Below are 17932 nucleotides of genomic sequence, written 5' to 3'. Positions count from 1 at the left end.
CAAGTGATCAAGGAGCCGCTTCAGCGGTACTTGGCATCTGCTGCCTTGTTGGCAGCGATCTCGGCTTCATAACGGTCACCCACTGCCAGGAGCATGTCCTTGGTGAAGTAGAGATCACCGCGCTTTTCGCCGTGGTATTCGAAGATGTGCGTCTCCACGATGGAGTCCACCGGGCAGCTTTCTTCGCAGAAGCCGCAGAAGATGCACTTGGTCAGATCGATGTCATAGCGCGTGGTACGGCGCGAGCCGTCGTCACGCACATCGGACTCGATGGTGATGGCCATGGCAGGGCACACGGCTTCGCAAAGCTTGCAGGCAATGCAGCGCTCTTCGCCGTTTTCGTAACGGCGCAGGGCGTGCAGACCACGGAAGCGTGGCGACTGAGGTGTTTTTTCCTCAGGGAACTGCACCGTGATCTTGCGACGGAAGGTGTAGCGGCCAGTCAGGGCCATGCCCTTGGCCAGTTCCCAGAGCATGAAGCTCTTGAGGAAATCCTTGAAGGAGAAAGGTGTTGCAGCTACTGCAGACATACGTACTCCGCTTATTTCCAGATGTTCCAGGGCGAGTACAGCCAAGCACCCACAACCACCAGCCACACCAGGGTGACGGGAATGAAGATCTTCCAACCCAGACGCATGATCTGGTCATAACGGAAGCGCGGGAAGGTAGCGCGAATCCAGATGAAGCACGACACCACCAGGAAGGTCTTGATCGCCAGCCAGATCCAACCGGGGATGAAACCCAGGAAGTCGAACGGAGGCAACCAGCCGCCCAGGAACATGATCACGGCCAGGATGGAAACCAGCCACATGCTCGCGTATTCGGCCAGGAAGAAGACCGCAAAGCCCATGCCCGAGTACTCGACCATGTGACCTGCCACGATTTCGGCTTCGCCTTCGACCACGTCAAACGGGTGACGGTTGGTTTCGGCAACGACCGAGATCAGGTAGACGATGAAGATGGGCAGCAGAGGCAGCCAGTTCCAGGACAGGATGCTCATGCCCATGGATGCGAACTGACCTTGACCCTGGCTCATCACGATGGCCGAGAGGTTCATGCTGCCCGTGACCATGATGACCACCAGGAAACAGAAGCCCAGCGCGATTTCGTAGCTCACCATCTGGGCCGAGGCACGCAGCGCGCCCAGGAAGGCGTACTTGGAGTTGGAAGCCCAGCCCGCAATGATCACGCCATAGACTTCGATGGAAGTGATGGCCATGAGCAGCAGCAGACCTGCATTCACGTTGGCCAGGGCCACATCGGGGGCAAAGGGAATCACCACCCAGGCCGCCAGGGCGGGCATGATGGCCATGACGGGGCCCACATAGAACAGGCCCTTGGCAGCTGCCGTGGGCTGAATCAGTTCCTTGGTCAGCAGCTTCAGGCCGTCAGCCAGAGGCTGCAGCAGACCCGAGGGACCCACGCGGTTGGGGCCCAGACGGATTTGCATGAAACCCAGCAGCTTGCGTTCCCACAATGTGAGGTAGGCCACGGCACCCATCAGGGGAGCCACGATGGCCACGATGCCGAGCAGAATCCAGATGACGGGCCAGGCCACATCGGTCCAGAAAGGAGCTGCGGACAGGCCCGCGCCCCAGGCTTTCAATGCGTCGATCATGCGGCGCCTCCCTCACGAACCTGACGAGCGTCAGCCGTCAATTGCAGCGACGTAGCGCGGCGCACGATGCTGTCGAGCTGGTAAATGCTGGCGACTGCAGGCGCAGTCACATTGCCGGCGGGCACTGCGCTCACGGCCTGGGCCGCGTTGCTCAGCACATTGGCTGGCACTTGGGCAGCGCCGCCGGTAGCCACAGCCAGCACGTCCTGCGACGTCTCATAGTCCACGCCCGGCACACCCATCAGGTTGGCCAGCACGCGCAGCACCTTCCATGCGGGACGCGTGTCGGCCAGAGGCTTGACCACGGCGTGGAAGCTCTGCAGACGGCCTTCGGCGTTGACAAAGCTGCCCGAGGTTTCCGTGAACGGAGCAATGGGCAGCAGCACATCGCTGAATTCCAGATTGGCCTTGAAGGGGCTCAGAGTCACCACCATCTCGGCCTTGTTCAGACCAGCAATGGCGGCCTTGCCGGCAGCGCTGTCGAACTCGGGCTCGTTGTTCAGCAAGATGGCAGCCTTCAGGCCACCGTCAATCATCTGAGCCGCATTCAGACCGTTGCCAGCAGGCATAGCCTTGACCCATTGCGCGCCCACCGTGTTGGCGGCTTCGGTCAGATAGCCCACGGCAGCACCGGTCTGTTCGGCAACCCAGCTGGCCAGAGCCAGCAGTGCAGAAGCCTGAGCATGGTGCGCTGCGGCATTGCCCAGCAGCACGGCCTTTTGCTCGCCGGCCAGCAATGCAGCGGCAATCGCCTTGGCTTCGTCATGGGCCTGACCGGCCACGGGTGCCGAGACACCCTTGGCTTCGGCCACGGCAGCGGCCACATCGGCCAGAGCCTGAGCCCAGTCGCCGGCAGCGACCACCGATGCGTTGACAGGCAAGGCCCAGTCATGGATGCGATCGTTGATGGCGAAGACCTTGCAGCCCTTCTTGGCAGCCTGGCGAATGCGCTGCGCGAACAGCGGATGGTCCTTGCGCAGGTTGGAGCCCACGATCAGAGCGGACTGCAGATTGCTCAATGCAGCGATGGGCAGACCCAGCCACTGCACGCCTTGCGTGGCAGCGAACTCGGCATTGCGCAGACGGTAGTCGATGTTCTCGCTACCGATGCCGCGCACCAGCTTGCCGGCCAGGAACAGCTCTTCCACTGTGCTGTGAGGGCTGACCAGAGCGCCGATGGCGCTGGCGCCATGGTTGCTCTTGATCTGCTGCAGGCCGTTGGCCACATATTCCAGAGCGGTCTGCCAGTCGACTTCCTTCCACTCGCCGCCCTGCTTGAGCATGGGCTTGGTGAGGCGTTCGTCGCTGTTCAGCGCTTCATAGGAGAAGCGGTCGCGGTCGGCAATCCAGCATTCGTTGACTTCTTCGTTCTCGAAGGGCACAACGCGCATGACCTTGTGGTTCTTGACCTGAACGATCAGGTTGGAGCCTGTGGAGTCGTGCGGAGCCACCGACTTGCGGCGCGACAGTTCCCAGGTACGGGCGCTGTAGCGGAAGGGCTTGCTGGTCAACGCGCCCACGGGGCAGATGTCGATCATATTGCCCGACAGCTCGGAGTCCACGCTATCGCCCACCACGGTGGTGATCTCGGAGTGCTCGCCGCGGTGAATCATGCCCAGTTCCATTACGCCGGCCACTTCCTGGCCAAAGCGCACGCAACGTGTGCAGTGAATGCAGCGGCTCATTTCCTCCATGGAAATCAGCGGCCCCACGTTCTTGTGGAACACCACGCGCTTTTCTTCTTCGTAACGCGAAGAGCTGCTGCCATAACCCACTGCCAGATCCTGGAGCTGGCATTCGCCGCCCTGGTCGCAGATGGGGCAGTCCAGCGGGTGATTGATGAGCAGGAACTCCATCACCGACTGTTGTGCCTTGATGGCCTTCTCGCTCTTGGTGCGCACGATCATGCCCTGCGTCACTGGCGTGGCGCAGGCGGGCATGGGCTTGGGAGCCTTTTCCACATCCACAAGGCACATGCGGCAGTTGGCCGCAATGGATAGCTTCTTGTGGTAGCAGAAGTGAGGAATGTAGGTGCCGGCCTTCTCGGCTGCATGCATGACCATGCTGCCTTCCGTCACCTCGACCTTTTTTCCGTCCAGTTCAATTTCAACCATATGCTTGTCTCGCGATCAGGCGCTCATGCTGCCTGTTTGGAAGCGTTCTGGATCTTCGCTTCGAACTCGTGGCGGAAGTGCTTGATCATGGCGCGAACCGGCATGGCTGCCGCGTCGCCGAGCGCACAGATCGTGCGGCCCATGATGTTCACGGATACCGAGTCCAACAGCTCGATATCTTCCGGACGGCCTTCGCCGTGCTGAATACGGTTCACCACGCGCCACAGCCAGCCCGTGCCTTCACGGCAGGGCGTGCACTGGCCGCAGGACTCGTGCGAATAGAAGTACGACAGACGCAGCAGGCACTCGACCATGTCGCGCGAATCATCCATCACGATCACGGCGCCCGAACCCAGCATGGAGCCGGCCTTGGAGATGGAGTCATAGTCCATCGTGCAGTCCATGATGATGTCGGCAGGCAGCACGGGCGACGAAGAGCCGCCGGGGATCACGGCCTTGAGCTTGCGTCCGGTGCGCACACCGCCGGCCAGCTCCAGCAGCTTGCTGAAAGGCGTGCCCATGGGAACTTCGTAGTTGCCGGGCAGGTTCACGTCGCCGCTGACCGAGAAGATCTTGGTGCCGCCGTTATTGGGCTTGCCACATTCCAGATAGGCCTGGCCACCGTTGCGGATGATCCAGGGAACGGCCGCAAAAGTCTCGGTGTTATTGATGGTCGTGGGCTTGCCGTAGAGACCGAAGCTGGCGGGGAATGGCGGCTTGAAGCGGGGCTGACCCTTCTTGCCTTCCAGCGATTCCAGCAGCGCGGTTTCTTCGCCGCAGATGTAGGCGCCAAAGCCATGGTGGGCATGCAGCTGGAAGCTGAAGCTGCTGCCCAGGATGTTGTCACCCAAGTAGCCGGCCGCACGGGCTTCTTCCAGGGCCGCCTCGAAGCGCTCATAGACTTCGAAGATCTCGCCGTGGATGTAGTTGTAGCCGATGCTGATGCCCATCGCGAAAGCGGCAATGATCATGCCTTCGATCACGATGTGCGGGTTGAACATCAGGATGTCGCGGTCCTTGCAGGTACCGGGTTCGCCTTCATCCGAGTTGCAGACCAGGTGCTTCTGACCGGGGAACTGGCGGGGCATGAAGCTCCACTTCAGACCCGTGGGGAAGCCCGCACCGCCACGGCCGCGCAGACCGGATTCCTTGAGCGTCGCGATGACCTGATCTTGTGTCAGGCCTTCGCCGCCATCCTTGCCCAGCAGCTTGCGCAAGGCCTGATAGCCGCCGCGTGCTTCATAGTCCTTGATGGACCAGTTGCTGCCGTTCAGATCCGCATAGATCTGGGGGTTGATGTGACGGTCGTGGAAGCAGGTTTCATTGCCGGTCGATGCGAACTTGGCCAGCACGGCATTGGCGGCAGGATTGTTCAGAATCGTGCTCATGCCTTGCCCTCCGCTGCGCGCAGGCCGTCAACCAGCTCGTCGAGCTTTTCATTGCTCATGAAGCTGCACATGCAACGGTCGTTGACCAGCATCACGGGCGAATCGGCGCAGGCGCCCAGGCACTCGGACTGCTGCAGCGTGAACAGGCCATCCTTGGTGGTCTCGCCCATCTTGATGCCCAGCTTGTGCTCCAGGTGGTGCAAGGCCTTGTAGCCGTCACGCAGCTGGCATGGCAGATTGGTGCAGACATTGAGCTTGTACTTGCCAACGGGTTGCTGGTTGTACATGTTGTAGAAAGTGGTGACTTCGTGCACCGCAATCTCGGCCATGCCCAGGACTTCGGCAATCACTGCCTCGCTTTCCTGGCTGACCCAGCCCTGCTCCTGCTGCACGATAGACAGGCAAGCCATGACGGCAGACTGTTTCTGGTCAGCCGGATACTTTGCCACCTCACGCGCAAAGCGTTCTCTGGTCGCTTCGGTAATCATCGGTCAACGTCTCCAAACACGATGTCCAGGGTACTGAGCACCATCACGGCGTCAGCCAGCATATGGCCACGGCTCAGTTCATCGAGAGCAGCCATGTGCGCAAATCCTGGTGGACGAATCTTCAGTCGATAGGGCTTGTTGGCACCATCGCTGATCAAATAAATGCCGAACTCACCCTTGGGATGCTCGACGGAAGCGTAAGCCTCGCCTTCGGGAACCTTGAAGCCTTCGGTAAAGAGCTTGAAGTGGTGAATCAGCTCTTCCATGTTGGACTTCATGGCTTCACGGCTTGCGGGCGCAACCTTGTGATTGTCCGTGATCACCGGGCCGGGATTGACACGCAGCCAGTCCACGCATTGCTTGATGATCTTGTTGGACTCGCGCATTTCGGCCATGCGAACCAGATAGCGGTCGTAGCAGTCGCCCGTGGCACCCACCGGAATATCGAAGTCCAGCTTGTCGTAGACCTCGTAGGGCTGGGTCTTGCGCATGTCCCAGGGCAGGCCCGAGGCACGCAGCATGGGACCGGTCAGACCCAGATTGATGGCGCGCTCAGCAGACACCACACCGATGCCGACGTTACGCTGCTTCCAGATGCGGTTGTCGGTGAGCAGGGTTTCGTACTCGTCCGCACACTTGGGGAAGCGCTGCGTGAAAGCATCGATGAAGTCCAGCAGCGAGCCCTTGCGGTCTTCGTTCATAGCCTCCATGGAGCGCACATTGCGCACCTTGCTGGCCTTGTACTGGGGCATGCTGTCCGGCAGGTCGCGATACACGCCACCGGGACGGAAGTAAGCCGCGTGCATGCGCGCACCCGACACTGCTTCGTACATGTCCATCAGCGCTTCGCGTTCGCGGAAGCTGTAGATCAGGATGGTCGAGCTGCCGGCATCGTTGCCCGAGGAACCCAGCCACATCAGGTGATTCATGATGCGGGTGATTTCCGAGAACATCACACGGATGTACTGGGCACGGATAGGCACTTCGATGCCCATCAGTTTTTCAATGGCCAGGCAGTAAGCGTGCTCGTTGCTCATCATCGAGCAGTAATCCAGGCGGTCCATATAGGGCAGCGACTGGATATAGGTCTTGCTTTCGGCCAGCTTTTCGGTCGCGCGGTGCAGCAGACCGATGTGCGGGTCGGCGCGCTGCACCACCTCGCCATCGAGCTCCAACACCAGACGCAGCACACCGTGCGCTGCCGGGTGCTGCGGACCAAAGTTCAGGGAATAGTTCTTGATTTCAGCCATGGTCTTCCGTCAAAAGGCGACGTGCGCCTTTAGTGCAGGCCTCCGCCGTAGTTTTCTTCACGAATGATGCGCGGCGTGATTTCGCGAGGCTCGATCGTGACGGGCTGGTACACCACACGTTGCTGTTCGGCGTCGTAGCGCATTTCCACGTGACCGGACAGGGGGAAATCCTTGCGGAATGGATGGCCGATGAAGCCATAGTCTGTCAGGATACGACGCAGGTCTTCGTGACCTTCGAACACGATGCCGAACAGATCGAAGGCTTCGCGCTCGAACCAGTTGGCCGAGTTCCAGATGGGGTTGATCGAGGCCACCACGGGGAAGTCGTCGTCGGCGCAGTACACACGCACACGCAGGCGCTGGTTCAGCGTCAGGGACATCAGGTGGGATACAACGGCAAAACGCGGACCGTCCTTGCCGACTTCCGCATAAGTGGAATAGTCCACGCCGCACAGATCCAGCAGCATCTCGAACTGGCAGTCCGGGGCATTGCGCAGAATCTGCATCACGTCCAGATACTTGTCAGCGGATACTTCCACCGTCACTTCGCCATAGGCCAGAGTGACGGAGCGCACCCTGTCACCCAAGGCAGCAGTAACCACATCCCGAAGCTTCTCGGGGTGAATTGCAATTGCAGTCATCTCAGCCCTTTAAACGCGAGCGATGGTGTGGGTACGACGAATCTTCTGCTGCAGCTGGATGATGCCGTAGATCAGCGCTTCCGCTGTCGGGGGGCAACCAGGCACATAGACGTCGACGGGAACAATGCGGTCGCAACCACGCACCACCGAGTAGCTGTAGTGGTAGTAACCGCCACCATTGGCGCAGGAGCCCATGGAAATTACCCAACGCGGCTCGGACATCTGGTCATAGACCTTGCGCATCGCGGGAGCCATCTTGTTGCACAGCGTACCGGCAACAATCATCAGGTCAGAGTGGCGGGGGCTGGCACGGAACACTTCGGAGCCGAAGCGACCGATGTCATAGCGGGCAGCTGCTGCGTGCATCATCTCCACCGCACAGCAGGCCAGGCCAAATGTCATGGGCCAGATCGACCCTGTCTTGGCCCAGTTCACCACCGTGTCATAACTGGTGGTGACGAAGCCTTCCTTCATCACGCCTTCGATCATCGTGTTTCCTCAGAAAAGCTGCTTATTCCCAATCCAGGGCGCCTTTTTTCCACTCGTAGGCAAAGCCCACGACCAGAATGGCCAGGAAAATCAGGACAGCAACAAAACCCACGCCGCCGACATCTTTGAGTGCGACAGCCCAGGGCAGCAGAAATGCGATTTCCAAGTCGAACAGAATGAACAGGATGGCGACCAGGTAGTAGCGCACATCAAACTTCATTCGAGCGTCTTCAAACGCCTCGAAACCGCATTCGTAGGGGGAGTTCTTGGCAGCATCAGGGCGGTTGGGACCCAGCACGTAGCCGAGCACCAGGGGTACAACACCCACAGCCATGCCAATAAGAATGAACAGAAGAACGGGAAGGTACTGATCGATGTTCATCGAGTGGGCCTTGTTATGAAAACATGCCTCACCGATCACTGCCTGATCAGCAGGGCAGGTTTTTAGTTATGTGTTGGTGCCGTCGGCGAGACTCGAACTCGCACAGCTTTCGCCACTACCCCCTCAAGATAGCGTGTCTACCAATTCCACCACGACGGCTTCGTCTCAAAGTCCGGCAATCCCTGGAACCTTCGTTGCAAAGATTCTGATCCCCAGACAATCCCTAGATTCTAGCCTGAAAAACCCCACTCTTTGGGGTTCTTCAGGATTTTCTCCAAATTATTTCGTTGGGATCTGGGCTGCGCCCTCAGCACCAGCCGCTGGAGCAGCAGGAGGCACGGCTGCATCGCCGGCAGTTGCGGGCGACACATTGGCAGCAGGCGCAGGAGCCGAAACAGGAGCAGCGCCTTCCAGCACACTGCCCGAGCTCACTGGGCGAGCGTTGCCCAGATAAGCCAGAGCCAATGTAGCCACGAAGAACACGGTGGCCAGAGCCGCCGTGGAGCGCGACAAGAAGTTGGCGCTGCCCGAGGCGCCAAACAGGCTGCCCGACGAACCGCTGCCAAAGGAAGCCCCCATATCGGCACCCTTGCCGTGCTGCATGAGAATGAGGCCAATCATGCCCAGAGCGGCCAGCATCTGGACCGCGAGAATGACGCTGGAAAAGACGTTCATATCAAAACCTAAAAGTCTGAATCATTGCGCACCACACCGGAGTGCGGCGCAGACGAATTATTGCGCTGCCGCAATAATGGTGAGGAAATCCGGGGCCTTGAGAGCAGCGCCACCGATCAGGCCACCGTCAATATCGGCCTGAGCCAGCAGCTGCGCCGCATTGCCCGCATTCATGCTGCCGCCATAAAGCAGAGGCACGCGATCAGCCTTGTCGCTGGCCGCCGCCAGCTGCGCCCGCAGCACGGCATGCACCTGCTGAGCCTGCTCGGGAGTGGCAGTCTTGCCGGTGCCTATGGCCCAGACAGGCTCATAGGCCACAACCAGCTCGCTCACGCAGTGGCCGACCTGATGAATCACGGCTGCCAGCTGACGCTTGACCACGGCCTCGGTCTGACCCGCCTCACGCTCCGCCAGGGTCTCGCCCACGCAGACGATGGGCGTAATGCCCTTGGCCAGCGCGGCCTGGGCCTTGGCGGCAACCACTGCATCAGTCTCGCCATGATATTGACGACGCTCGGAGTGACCGACCAGCGCATAGCGCACGCCGAACTCCTTGAGCATGGCGGCCGAAGCCTCGCCCGTGAATGCGCCCTGCTCGTGCTGGGACACATCCTGCGCGCCCACGCCAATGGAAGTACCCGCAAGTTCTGCCTGGACTTGAGCCAGATAGGGCGCAGGAGCAGCCACGGCCACGCCCGCCTTGTTGTCAGCAGGCAAGCCCTGCTTGATGGCCTGCAGCAAAGCAGCATTGGCAGCCAGGCTGCCATTCATCTTCCAGTTGCCAACAATGAGTTTTTGCTTCATGTTTCCCAAGTCAAAACGATTTTTCCGGTGTGCTGGCTGGATTCCATCAGCGCATGAGCCTGCGCCGCATCAGCAGCATCGAATTCACGATAGATGGCTGGGCGCACCTTGCCGGACTCCAGCAGGGGCCAGACATTGCGCTTGAGCGCCTCGGCGATCGCCGCCTTGAAGGCAACGGAGCGCGGGCGCAACGTGGAGCCGGTCACGGTCAACCGCTGGCGCAGCACCAGGCCGGCATCGAACTCGGCCTTGACGCCACCCTGCACCGCGATAATGACCAGGCGACCATCAGGAGCCAGGCATTGGACTTCGCGCGCCACATAGCTGCCGGCGACCATGTCGAGAATGACGTTGACGCCCTCGCCCGCCGTGATGCGCTGCACTTCTGCCGCAAAGTCCTGGGTCTTGTAGTTGATGGCGTGGTCGGCACCGAGCTTGAGACAGTCATCGCACTTGGCATCACTGCCCGCCGTGACAATGACCGTCGCGCCCCAGGCCTTGGCCAGCTGAATCGCCGTCACGCCAATGCCGCTGCTGCCGCCCTGCACCAGCAAGGTTTCACCGGGCTGCAGAGCCCCCCGGTCAAACACATTGCTCCAGACCGTGAAAAAGGTCTCGGGCAAGGCCGCCGCCTGCACGTCGCTGAAGCCCTTCGGCACCGGCAGGCACTGGTCCACGGGCGCAGCGCAGAAACTCGCATAGCCGCCACCGGCCACCAGCGCGCAGACGCGGTCGCCAAGCTTGAAGCCCGCCTTGGCCATGGCCGCCTCGTCACCCGCCACGATCACACCCGCCACCTCCAGCCCCGGAAGATCGGAGGCTCCGGCAGGCGGCGCGTAATGACCTTTGCGCTGCAGCACATCGGGGCGGTTGATGCCGCTCGCAGCAACGCGAATCAGCACCTCCCCCTCAGCCGCCACCGGCATGGGACGTACACCCATGCGCAGCACGTCTGGCGCACCATAGCTGGTGATCTCCACCGCTCGCATTGTGTTGGCTTCCATAGTCAGGCTTTGCTTTATCAAAGGAATCAGGCTCAAACGCTTATGCAGAAAGTGCCGGCAGCTACAAAATCAGGATCAACCAGCAAACGACAAAACAGGAGACCGCCTCGCGGCGGACTCCTGCTCAGCCATTACTGCTGCTGTTGCTGCTGCTCGTCAGCGGCTGCGCGGTTTTCACGTGGCTCGCGATTCTCGCGGGGTTCGCGATTCTGGCGAGGAGCACGTTCGCGATACTCGCGATCGCCACGGGGTTCACGCGGCTCGCGCTCGGGCATGCCGGCAGGACGCTCGGTCAGCGCCTTCATGGACAGCTTGACACGACCCTTGTCGTCGGTTTCCAGAACCTTGACCTTGACCACTTGACCTTCTTGCAGGTAGTCGGTGACCTTTTCCACGCGTTCGTGAGCGATCTGGCTGATGTGCAGCAGACCGTCCTTGCCGGGCAGCAGGTTGACCAGGGCACCGAATTCCAGGATCTTGACGATGGGACCTTCGTAGATCTTGCCGATCTCGACTTCGGCCGTGATCTGCTCGATGCGCAGCTTGGCGGCTTCGGCCTTGGCGCCGTCGGTGGCGGCAATGGTGATGGTGCCGTCTTCCTCGATGTTGATCTGGGTGCCGGTCTCTTCGGTCAGCGCACGGATGGTGGCGCCGCCCTTGCCGATCACGTCACGGATCTTCTCGGGGTTGATCTTCATGGTGTAGAGCTTGGGCGCGAAGCTGGAGACTTCGGTCTTGGCTTCGCCCATGGCTTCCTGCATCTTGCCCAGGATATGCATGCGCGCTTCCTTGGCCTGAGCCAGGGCGACCTGCATGATTTCCTTGGTGATGCCCTGGATCTTGATGTCCATCTGCAGGGCTGTGATGCCGTTGGTGGTACCTGCCACCTTGAAGTCCATGTCACCCAGGTGATCTTCGTCACCCAGGATGTCGGTCAGCACGGCAAACTTGTTGTCTTCCTTGATCAGACCCATGGCGATACCGGCCACATGCGCCTTCATGGGCACGCCGGCGTCCATCATGGACAGGCAGCCGCCGCAGACCGAAGCCATGGACGAGGAACCGTTGGACTCGGTGATTTCCGACACCACGCGGATGGTGTAGGGGAACTCTTCCTTGGTCGGCAGGCAAGCCGCCAGAGCGCGCTTGGCCAGACGGCCGTGGCCGATTTCACGGCGCTTGGTCGAGCCCATGCGGCCCACTTCACCGGTGGCAAAGGGAGGCATGTTGTAGTGGAACAGGAAGCGGTCTTCGAACTCGCCAGCCAGCGCATCGATCTTCTGAGCATCGCGCTCGGTACCCAGCGTGGAGATCACCAGGGCCTGAGTCTCACCACGCGTGAACAGCGCGGAGCCGTGAGTGCGGGGCAGCACGGAGGAACGGATCTCGATGGGGCGCACGGTACGGGTATCGCGGCCGTCGATACGGGGCTCGCCCGCCAGGATCTGCGAACGCACGATGCCGGCTTCGATGTCGAACAGCATGCCTTCGACCTTGACGCCGTCGAATGCCACGCCTTGCTCGGCCAAGGCGGCCTTGACATCAGCGTATGCAGTGCGGCAAGCCAGGGTACGCACCTGCTTGTTGCGCTCCTGGTAAGCGGCGCGCAGCTTGGCTTCGCCCAGCTCGGCCACCTTGGCGATCAGCGCTTCGTCCTTGGCGGGAGCAGTCCAGTCCCATGCGGGCTTGCCGCCTTCACGCACCAGGTCATGGATGGCGTCGATGGCGATCTTGCCCTGTTCGTGACCGAACACCACGGCGCCCAGCATCACTTCTTCAGGCAGTTGCAGGGCTTCGGATTCCACCATCAGCACGGCGGATTCGGTGCCGGCAACGACCAGATCCATCTGAGAATCCTTGCGCTGGGTCTGACCGGGATTCAGCACATATTCGCCGTTGATGTAGCCCACGCGAGCAGCACCGATGGGGCCGCTGAATGGAATGCCGGACACAGCCAGGGCCGCCGAAGTGGCGATCATGGCAGCGATGTCGGCGTCGACTTCGGGATTCAGCGAAATGGTGTGGATGACCACATGCACGTCGTTGTAGAAGCCTTCGGGGAACAGGGGACGGATGGGACGGTCGATCAGACGCGAGGTCAGAGTCTCCAGCTCGGAAGGCTTGGCTTCGCGCTTGAAGAAGCTGCCGGGGATCTTGCCGGCGGCATAAGTCTTCTCGATGTAATCGACGGTCAGGGGGAAGAAGTCCTGGCCGGCCTTGGCGATCTTGGAACCCACGACAGTGGCCAGCACCACGGTGTCGTCGATGTTGACCAGCACGGCGCCGGAGGCCTGACGCGCGATTTCGCCGGTTTCCATGGTGACCGTATGCTGGCCCCACTGGAAGGTCTTGGTAACTTTGTTGAACATGGTCATATTGACTCCTTCATGAATAGCTGGATGCGCTTATCCAGTCTTGATTTGGAGTGCAAACAGAACACGATGCCATTCCAGTGCTGCGCTACGCGCTACAAATAGTGCAGCATTGGAATGACACAGCTTCGCTCTGTTTTGCGAACTCCGAAGTAAAAAACGCCTGAGCTAGGCAATCTAACTCAGGCGTTTCGATCTTTCACCGTGCTTACTTGCGCAGGCCCAGCTTGGCGATCAGTGCTGTGTAGCGGTCAGCGTCCTTGGACTTCAGGTAGTCCAGCAGCTTGCGGCGACGGCTCACCATGCGCAGCAGACCGCGACGACCGTGGTGGTCCTTGGCGTTAGCCTTGAAGTGGGGAGTCAGTTCGTTGATGCGAGCTGTCAGCAGAGCCACTTGCACTTCGGGGCTACCAGTGTCGTTTTCGGAACGGGCATTGGCCTTGACAACTTCAGCCTTCTTATCGGCAGCGATCATTTTGTTTTCCTTAGGATTTGGCACTCGACGAGGAGCACCTTGGTTACTTGCGCCAAGGCTGGAAAGGCCTCAGCGTGCGTCTTGCACCATGCAAAACTTGGCGATTATATCAAGAGGCGATTTATTCCCTATGCAATAGCACGACTAGGCGCCAGACCAAGGCAGGCAAACCCGCTTGCCCGCTCCTAAGCAAGACTCGGACAATCCGCCCATCACCTCCAGCCGGGGATCTGCAATGACCAGCTTTTCTAGACGCTATTCGTTTGCCAGCCTCTGCACTGCGGTCCTTATGGTATTCGCCCTCGCAGATCAGCCAGCACTCGCAGCCAACGCAGGCCAACGGAGCCACAAAGCAGCCAAGAAGCAAAGCGGCAAGGTCAAGATCCAGAACCACCCGGAGCAGTTCGGAAGAGACGACTGCCGAACGCGATAGACGGCTCTATCGGGAATGCCAGGGAAGACCCAACTCCGGGGCATGCGCGGGGTATGCCTACCCGGCTTCCGGCCGCCGCCGCTGAAAGCGACCACCGATCTCCCCATCAAGACCACTCATCCAGTCACAAAGCATTCGGCATGCAACGAAACGTAATATGCCAGCATGCCCAATTTGCCCCTCATTCGTCGCCATTTTTCCAGAGGCTTCACAGCCATTGAACTCATGGTCACGGTTGCCATTCTGGCCGTTTTGGCCGGCCTTGCCGCGCCCAGCTTCAATCCAATCATTGAACGCTGGCGAGTGCGCCAGGTTTCGGAAGAGTTGCAGTCCACGTTTTACTTTGCGCGCTCCGAAGCCATCAAGCGCGGCGGCAATGTGACTATTTTGCGCAGCGATGATGGCGGAGGCTGCACAGCAGTGGGCACAGACACCAGCCTCTGGAGCTGCGGCTGGATTGTGTTTGCCGACTTGGACAACGACGGCGAGCAGGACAGCGGCGAAGACACATTGCAGACTGCCCCCGCCCCCAACAAGGTAAGCGTGCAGTTCACCAATACCAGCGATGCCAAGCTGACCGACCCGATCAAGGTTGACCGCTGGGGAAGGTTCTCAAGCACGAATGCCGCCATCGATTTTGCATTTCGATTGACCCCAAAAAGTGGCAGCGCCGCCAGCGCATCCTCAATCTGTGTCAGCAGCAGCGGACGCATCAAGCGACTCGACTCTGCAACCGGCTCATGCAGTTAACCAAACGAACAGGATCATTGGGCAGCGGCACAGGCCCGCCCTCAACGAGGAATATGTATGTACCCCGGCTTAAACAACGCTCCGCACCTCGCAGCCCCCGGTTTCAGCAGTTACGGATTCACTTCCATTGAGCTGATAGTGACCGTTGCCATAGCCGCAGTCCTCAGCGCCATTGCAGTGCCCAGCTTCAATTTTATTTTTGAGCGCTGGCGCGTCATGGAGGCCGTGGAGATCATGAAATCCAGTCTGATGTTCGCCCGCTCAGAAGCTATCAAGCGCGGTGGCAACGTATATCTGGAAAAGCTTCCCCGAACCACTGTTGGCTGCGTCACCGACGGGACCAACCAGGACTGGGATTGCGGCTGGGTCGTCTTCGTGGACAGCAATGGCAACAGGCGCTGGAACAGCGGAGAGGAAATCCAGCGCTATGAACCACCAACCAAAGTAACCGTCACCAGAACCAAATCAGGCGCCACCATCCGTGTCGACCGCTGGGGAATGATGGATGGCGCCAATTTGATCGGCTTCACGATAGCACCTCAGCCTGCCGGAATAGCCTCTGCCGCCACCAAGGGCATTTGCATGTCTTCGGGCGGACGAATTCGAGTCATTGAACAAAAAGACGTGCCATGCACCAACTGAATCACACTCGCCAACCCGGTAAACAGCGAGGCATCACTTTGCTGGAATCGTTGATTGCCATTGTCGTTGCCGCACTGGGCATCCTCGGCATCCTCGGCGTACAAATGCGCACGCTGACCGACACCCAGACCAGCATGCGCCGCGCTCAAGCCATCCGTTTGATTGAAGACCTCAGCGAGCGCATGAAGGTAAATCCCAATGCACTGAGCGGCATCAACACCTACGTCACGGGCTGGACCGCAACACCGCCAACCACTGCGGCGACCAAAAAATGCGTTGGCAGCACTACCTGCACCCAGGCCGAATTGGCCGAGTACGACCTCAAGGAATGGAAACGCCTGGTGGAGCGCTCTCTCCCGCTTGGCAATGCCGCCACCTTCCTGGCCCTTGCCGACGGCGATTCCAGCAGCATCACCAACCGCCGGCAGCTGGGCGTGCTCATACGCTGGCGGGAAAACGAGCGCGAAGACTTTGCAAGCGATGCCACCGGCACTGCTGCCAAAAAAGCCTACGAGGACGCCATCAACACCGGAGCCAGCATCAAGAGCGACGGCAGCATCAGCACCAAAGATCCCACCTCCTGCCCCGCCAACTTCACTTGCCATCTTCAATACATACCAGTCAGTGCACGCTGCGCACCTGACTTTCGTGCAGGCAATAGTGCACCTTTGTTTTTCTGCCCCGGAACCTGACGCATCCCTATGAAAGCCTCCAGCATCGCGAGAAGCCAGCCTCAGCGCGGCGTGACTCTGATTGAACTACTTGTCGGCATCGTCATCGGACTTCTGACGGTAGCCGTTGCCATGGGTGCGCTGATGGTCTCAAGAGGCGTTACCGGCACGGTCAGCGATAGCAGCATGCTGCAGCAACAAGCCGCATACGCTTTTCGCGTCATCGGGCAACAGATCCGCCAGGCTGGCTCCTTGAGACTGAATCTGGCCTCACAGAAGTCAGAAGGAGCCGATATCGATATGTCGGATCCGGTAGCCTTTGAGACCAAAGCCACAGATTTCGATCCCGCGGTCAATACCATCAGCGGTATGGACAGCCCCGGCACCAATGAATACAAGCTCACCTTGGGTTATCGCAACTATAAAGAGCCGGTATATACATCTACAAATGCTGCATCCATGCTGCGCGATTGTCTCGGTCAATCACCCAATGACAATTTGATTCAAAGCCGGTTCTCGCTCAATTCTACAAATAATGAATTGCGCTGCGTGGGCGCATCAGGAAACCCGCAGCCCATTATTCAGAATGTCGCTAATTTTCAAGTGCGATATTTGCTGCAGACATCGGCATCCAGTGGTTCCCCGCAGATCAGCTATGTCGATGCAGCTACTGTGGCAAGCGCCTGGCCGCAGGTTGTCGGCGTGGAAATATGTCTGGTGCTTTATGGCAATGAAGCCATTGATATGCCGGACAACACCACCTACCTGGACTGCGACAACACTACATCCGTCACCATGAATACATTGGCTGCCCCACGTACGCGGCGAGCGCACATGGTTTTCCGCAACATCTACCAGCTGCGCAGCCAGGGACTGACTACGGTCAGCTGAATACCATGAATACATTCAAATTTTCCCGACAAAGAGAACAGCGAGGTATATCACTATTCGTTGTGATCATCTTTGTCATGCTCTCCATGCTGCTCGCCCTGTGGGCATCCCGCACATCGCTTTTCAATGAGTTGATCGTCGGTAATGATGCTGATTACCAGCGAGCCTTCGAGGCAGCCCAGGCCATCTTGCAAGATGCCGAGCTCGATATTCGCGGAGAAAACTCTGATGGCAGCTTTTGCACACCCAATGACAGTGACGGAAACATATGCCGACGCACGACTGCAGAGAAAATCCCGCTAGAAGCACAAGAGGTGGGAACCCTTCTGGCGGACCTGGCAGATCCCACCAAGATTGCCAGCACAGCGCCGAAATGCAAAAACGGCATTTGCATCAAGCGCGCTGATCGCCCTGACATCAAAGACAAACAGGACTTCTGGAACAACACAGATTCGACCAAGGGCATTACGCTGACACAAATGACCGGTGTTCATACAGGCACCACTACGCCCGTCGGCGCGCGCTATGGTCAATTCACAGGCGCAGCAATCGGAGATGATGATAGTCCGGCAAGTGCCATATTGCGAGACCGAAGTGCCGCCAACCAAGGGGCCTGGTACTGGATCGAGATTCTCCCCTATGACGATAGCAGCAAAAATTCCGGTGTTCTTGTCAACAGCACTGGAACAGGTGCAATAAACCCACAAAGCATTTTGGCACTCAACCTGACACCTAATATCGTCTATCGAATTACAGCTCTGGCGTATGGCCGCAAGCCCAACACAATGGTTGTGCTACAGCAGACGTATGCAAGACAAAAACTCAAAGACTAGATACCCATATTC

Annotated in this window: 19 protein-coding genes and 1 tRNA gene; 5 read left to right on the top strand and 15 right to left on the bottom strand. The window is 59.2% G+C overall.

Annotation, left to right across the window (positions count from 1 at the left end; translation table 11 throughout):
• Positions 1–20 precede the first annotated feature (20 nt).
• From nuoI to rpsO, 15 genes are all read right to left on the bottom strand, one after another.
• Positions 21–530: an NADH-quinone oxidoreductase subunit NuoI gene (nuoI, locus tag AAIL66_RS01560; RefSeq protein ID WP_003057824.1), complete on the bottom strand. Its 510-nt coding sequence runs from the start codon at positions 528–530 to the stop codon at positions 21–23.
• An 11-nt stretch (positions 531–541) separates the two neighbouring features.
• A complete protein-coding gene (gene nuoH, locus AAIL66_RS01555) occupies positions 542–1618 on the bottom strand; it encodes an NADH-quinone oxidoreductase subunit NuoH (protein WP_003057825.1) in 1077 nt (358 codons plus the stop codon).
• Positions 1615–3732: an NADH-quinone oxidoreductase subunit NuoG gene (nuoG, locus tag AAIL66_RS01550; RefSeq protein ID WP_059439941.1), complete on the bottom strand. Its 2118-nt coding sequence runs from the start codon at positions 3730–3732 to the stop codon at positions 1615–1617. The genes nuoH and nuoG overlap by 4 nt, the downstream gene beginning before the upstream one ends.
• Positions 3733–3755: 23 nt before the next feature.
• Positions 3756–5120, bottom strand: coding sequence for an NADH-quinone oxidoreductase subunit NuoF (nuoF, locus tag AAIL66_RS01545; protein WP_003064388.1), 1365 nt, complete (start codon positions 5118–5120; stop codon positions 3756–3758).
• A complete protein-coding gene (nuoE, locus tag AAIL66_RS01540; RefSeq protein ID WP_003057829.1) occupies positions 5117–5608 on the bottom strand; it encodes an NADH-quinone oxidoreductase subunit NuoE in 492 nt (163 codons plus the stop codon). Before nuoE ends, nuoF begins: the two co-directional genes overlap by 4 nt.
• Entirely contained in the window at positions 5605–6858 is a 1254-nt protein-coding gene (locus AAIL66_RS01535; protein ID WP_003076498.1) for an NADH-quinone oxidoreductase subunit D, read from the bottom strand. Before AAIL66_RS01535 ends, nuoE begins: the two co-directional genes overlap by 4 nt.
• A gap of 29 nt (positions 6859–6887) precedes the next feature.
• Complete coding sequence (locus tag AAIL66_RS01530; protein ID WP_012837316.1) at positions 6888–7499, bottom strand: NADH-quinone oxidoreductase subunit C; 612 nt, start codon at positions 7497–7499, stop codon at positions 6888–6890.
• A 9-nt stretch (positions 7500–7508) separates the two neighbouring features.
• The gene (locus AAIL66_RS01525) at positions 7509–7988 is read right to left on the bottom strand and encodes an NADH-quinone oxidoreductase subunit B (protein WP_003057832.1); all 480 of its coding nucleotides are present in this window, start codon (positions 7986–7988) and stop codon (positions 7509–7511) included.
• A 22-nt stretch (positions 7989–8010) separates the two neighbouring features.
• Positions 8011–8370 carry an NADH-quinone oxidoreductase subunit A gene (locus AAIL66_RS01520; protein WP_003064381.1) on the bottom strand — a complete coding sequence of 120 codons (360 nt, stop codon included), beginning with the start codon at positions 8368–8370 and terminating at the stop codon, positions 8011–8013.
• Between the two features lie 74 nt (positions 8371–8444).
• Positions 8445–8529 (bottom strand) — tRNA-Leu (locus AAIL66_RS01515).
• A gap of 120 nt (positions 8530–8649) precedes the next feature.
• A complete protein-coding gene (gene secG / locus AAIL66_RS01510; RefSeq protein WP_003064379.1) occupies positions 8650–9045 on the bottom strand; it encodes a preprotein translocase subunit SecG in 396 nt (131 codons plus the stop codon).
• 57 nt (positions 9046–9102) lie between these two features.
• A complete protein-coding gene (tpiA, locus tag AAIL66_RS01505; RefSeq protein WP_034378755.1) occupies positions 9103–9849 on the bottom strand; it encodes a triose-phosphate isomerase in 747 nt (248 codons plus the stop codon).
• Positions 9846–10838: an NAD(P)H-quinone oxidoreductase gene (locus tag AAIL66_RS01500; protein WP_343495901.1), complete on the bottom strand. Its 993-nt coding sequence runs from the start codon at positions 10836–10838 to the stop codon at positions 9846–9848. Before AAIL66_RS01500 ends, tpiA begins: the two co-directional genes overlap by 4 nt.
• A 146-nt stretch (positions 10839–10984) precedes the next feature.
• On the bottom strand, positions 10985–13228 hold the full coding sequence (pnp, locus tag AAIL66_RS01495; protein ID WP_034389390.1) for a polyribonucleotide nucleotidyltransferase: 2244 nt from the start codon (positions 13226–13228) through the stop codon (positions 10985–10987).
• A gap of 205 nt (positions 13229–13433) precedes the next feature.
• Complete coding sequence (gene rpsO, locus AAIL66_RS01490; RefSeq protein ID WP_003057844.1) at positions 13434–13700, bottom strand: 30S ribosomal protein S15; 267 nt, start codon at positions 13698–13700, stop codon at positions 13434–13436.
• A gap of 598 nt (positions 13701–14298) precedes the next feature.
• On the opposite strand from rpsO, the gene AAIL66_RS01485 reads away from it, so the two are divergent.
• From AAIL66_RS01485 to AAIL66_RS01465, 5 genes are read left to right on the top strand one after another with little or no spacing between them, the layout of a single operon-like run.
• A complete protein-coding gene (locus AAIL66_RS01485) occupies positions 14299–14883 on the top strand; it encodes a GspH/FimT family pseudopilin (RefSeq protein WP_280008768.1) in 585 nt (194 codons plus the stop codon).
• A 57-nt stretch (positions 14884–14940) separates the two neighbouring features.
• Positions 14941–15525 (top strand): GspH/FimT family pseudopilin, encoded by a 585-nt coding sequence (locus tag AAIL66_RS01480; RefSeq protein ID WP_174446995.1) that lies wholly within the window; start codon positions 14941–14943, stop codon positions 15523–15525.
• Entirely contained in the window at positions 15513–16217 is a 705-nt protein-coding gene (gene pilV / locus AAIL66_RS01475; RefSeq protein ID WP_343495845.1) for a type IV pilus modification protein PilV, read from the top strand. The genes AAIL66_RS01480 and pilV overlap by 13 nt, the downstream gene beginning before the upstream one ends.
• A gap of 9 nt (positions 16218–16226) precedes the next feature.
• Positions 16227–17087: a PilW family protein gene (locus AAIL66_RS01470; protein ID WP_012837307.1), complete on the top strand. Its 861-nt coding sequence runs from the start codon at positions 16227–16229 to the stop codon at positions 17085–17087.
• Positions 17088–17092: 5 nt separating this feature from the next.
• Positions 17093–17920, top strand: a complete 828-nt coding sequence (locus AAIL66_RS01465) for a PilX N-terminal domain-containing pilus assembly protein (RefSeq protein ID WP_343495844.1) — start codon at positions 17093–17095, stop codon at positions 17918–17920.
• The last annotated feature ends 12 nt before the right edge of the window (positions 17921–17932 follow it).

The sequence above is a fragment of the Comamonas sp. F1-6 genome, assembly GCF_039581415.1.
GTDB lineage: Bacteria > Pseudomonadota > Gammaproteobacteria > Burkholderiales > Burkholderiaceae_C > Comamonas > Comamonas thiooxydans.
The sequence above is the reverse complement of the archived record's forward strand: the minus strand, read 5'-3'. Positions and strand labels throughout refer to the sequence as shown.

Bases quoted from the DNA above. Each gene is read 5' to 3' on its own strand.
- nuoI (WP_003057824.1), bottom strand. From the start codon at position 530: ATGTCTGCAGTAGCTGCAACACCTTTCTCCTTCAAGGATTTCCTCAAG.
- nuoH (WP_003057825.1), bottom strand. From the start codon at position 1,618: ATGATCGACGCATTGAAAGCCTGGGGCGCGGGCCTGTCCGCAGCTCCT.
- nuoG (WP_059439941.1), bottom strand. From the start codon at position 3,732: ATGGTTGAAATTGAACTGGACGGAAAAAAGGTCGAGGTGACGGAAGGC.
- nuoF (WP_003064388.1), bottom strand. From the start codon at position 5,120: ATGAGCACGATTCTGAACAATCCTGCCGCCAATGCCGTGCTGGCCAAG.
- nuoE (WP_003057829.1), bottom strand. From the start codon at position 5,608: ATGATTACCGAAGCGACCAGAGAACGCTTTGCGCGTGAGGTGGCAAAG.
- AAIL66_RS01535 (WP_003076498.1), bottom strand. From the start codon at position 6,858: ATGGCTGAAATCAAGAACTATTCCCTGAACTTTGGTCCGCAGCACCCG.
- AAIL66_RS01530 (WP_012837316.1), bottom strand. From the start codon at position 7,499: ATGACTGCAATTGCAATTCACCCCGAGAAGCTTCGGGATGTGGTTACT.
- AAIL66_RS01525 (WP_003057832.1), bottom strand. From the start codon at position 7,988: ATGATCGAAGGCGTGATGAAGGAAGGCTTCGTCACCACCAGTTATGAC.
- AAIL66_RS01520 (WP_003064381.1), bottom strand. From the start codon at position 8,370: ATGAACATCGATCAGTACCTTCCCGTTCTTCTGTTCATTCTTATTGGC.
- secG (WP_003064379.1), bottom strand. From the start codon at position 9,045: ATGAACGTCTTTTCCAGCGTCATTCTCGCGGTCCAGATGCTGGCCGCT.
- tpiA (WP_034378755.1), bottom strand. From the start codon at position 9,849: ATGAAGCAAAAACTCATTGTTGGCAACTGGAAGATGAATGGCAGCCTG.
- AAIL66_RS01500 (WP_343495901.1), bottom strand. From the start codon at position 10,838: ATGCGAGCGGTGGAGATCACCAGCTATGGTGCGCCAGACGTGCTGCGC.
- pnp (WP_034389390.1), bottom strand. From the start codon at position 13,228: ATGACCATGTTCAACAAAGTTACCAAGACCTTCCAGTGGGGCCAGCAT.
- rpsO (WP_003057844.1), bottom strand. From the start codon at position 13,700: ATGATCGCTGCCGATAAGAAGGCTGAAGTTGTCAAGGCCAATGCCCGT.
- AAIL66_RS01485 (WP_280008768.1), top strand. From the start codon at position 14,299: ATGCCCAATTTGCCCCTCATTCGTCGCCATTTTTCCAGAGGCTTCACA.
- AAIL66_RS01480 (WP_174446995.1), top strand. From the start codon at position 14,941: ATGTACCCCGGCTTAAACAACGCTCCGCACCTCGCAGCCCCCGGTTTC.
- pilV (WP_343495845.1), top strand. From the start codon at position 15,513: ATGCACCAACTGAATCACACTCGCCAACCCGGTAAACAGCGAGGCATC.
- AAIL66_RS01470 (WP_012837307.1), top strand. From the start codon at position 16,227: ATGAAAGCCTCCAGCATCGCGAGAAGCCAGCCTCAGCGCGGCGTGACT.
- AAIL66_RS01465 (WP_343495844.1), top strand. From the start codon at position 17,093: ATGAATACATTCAAATTTTCCCGACAAAGAGAACAGCGAGGTATATCA.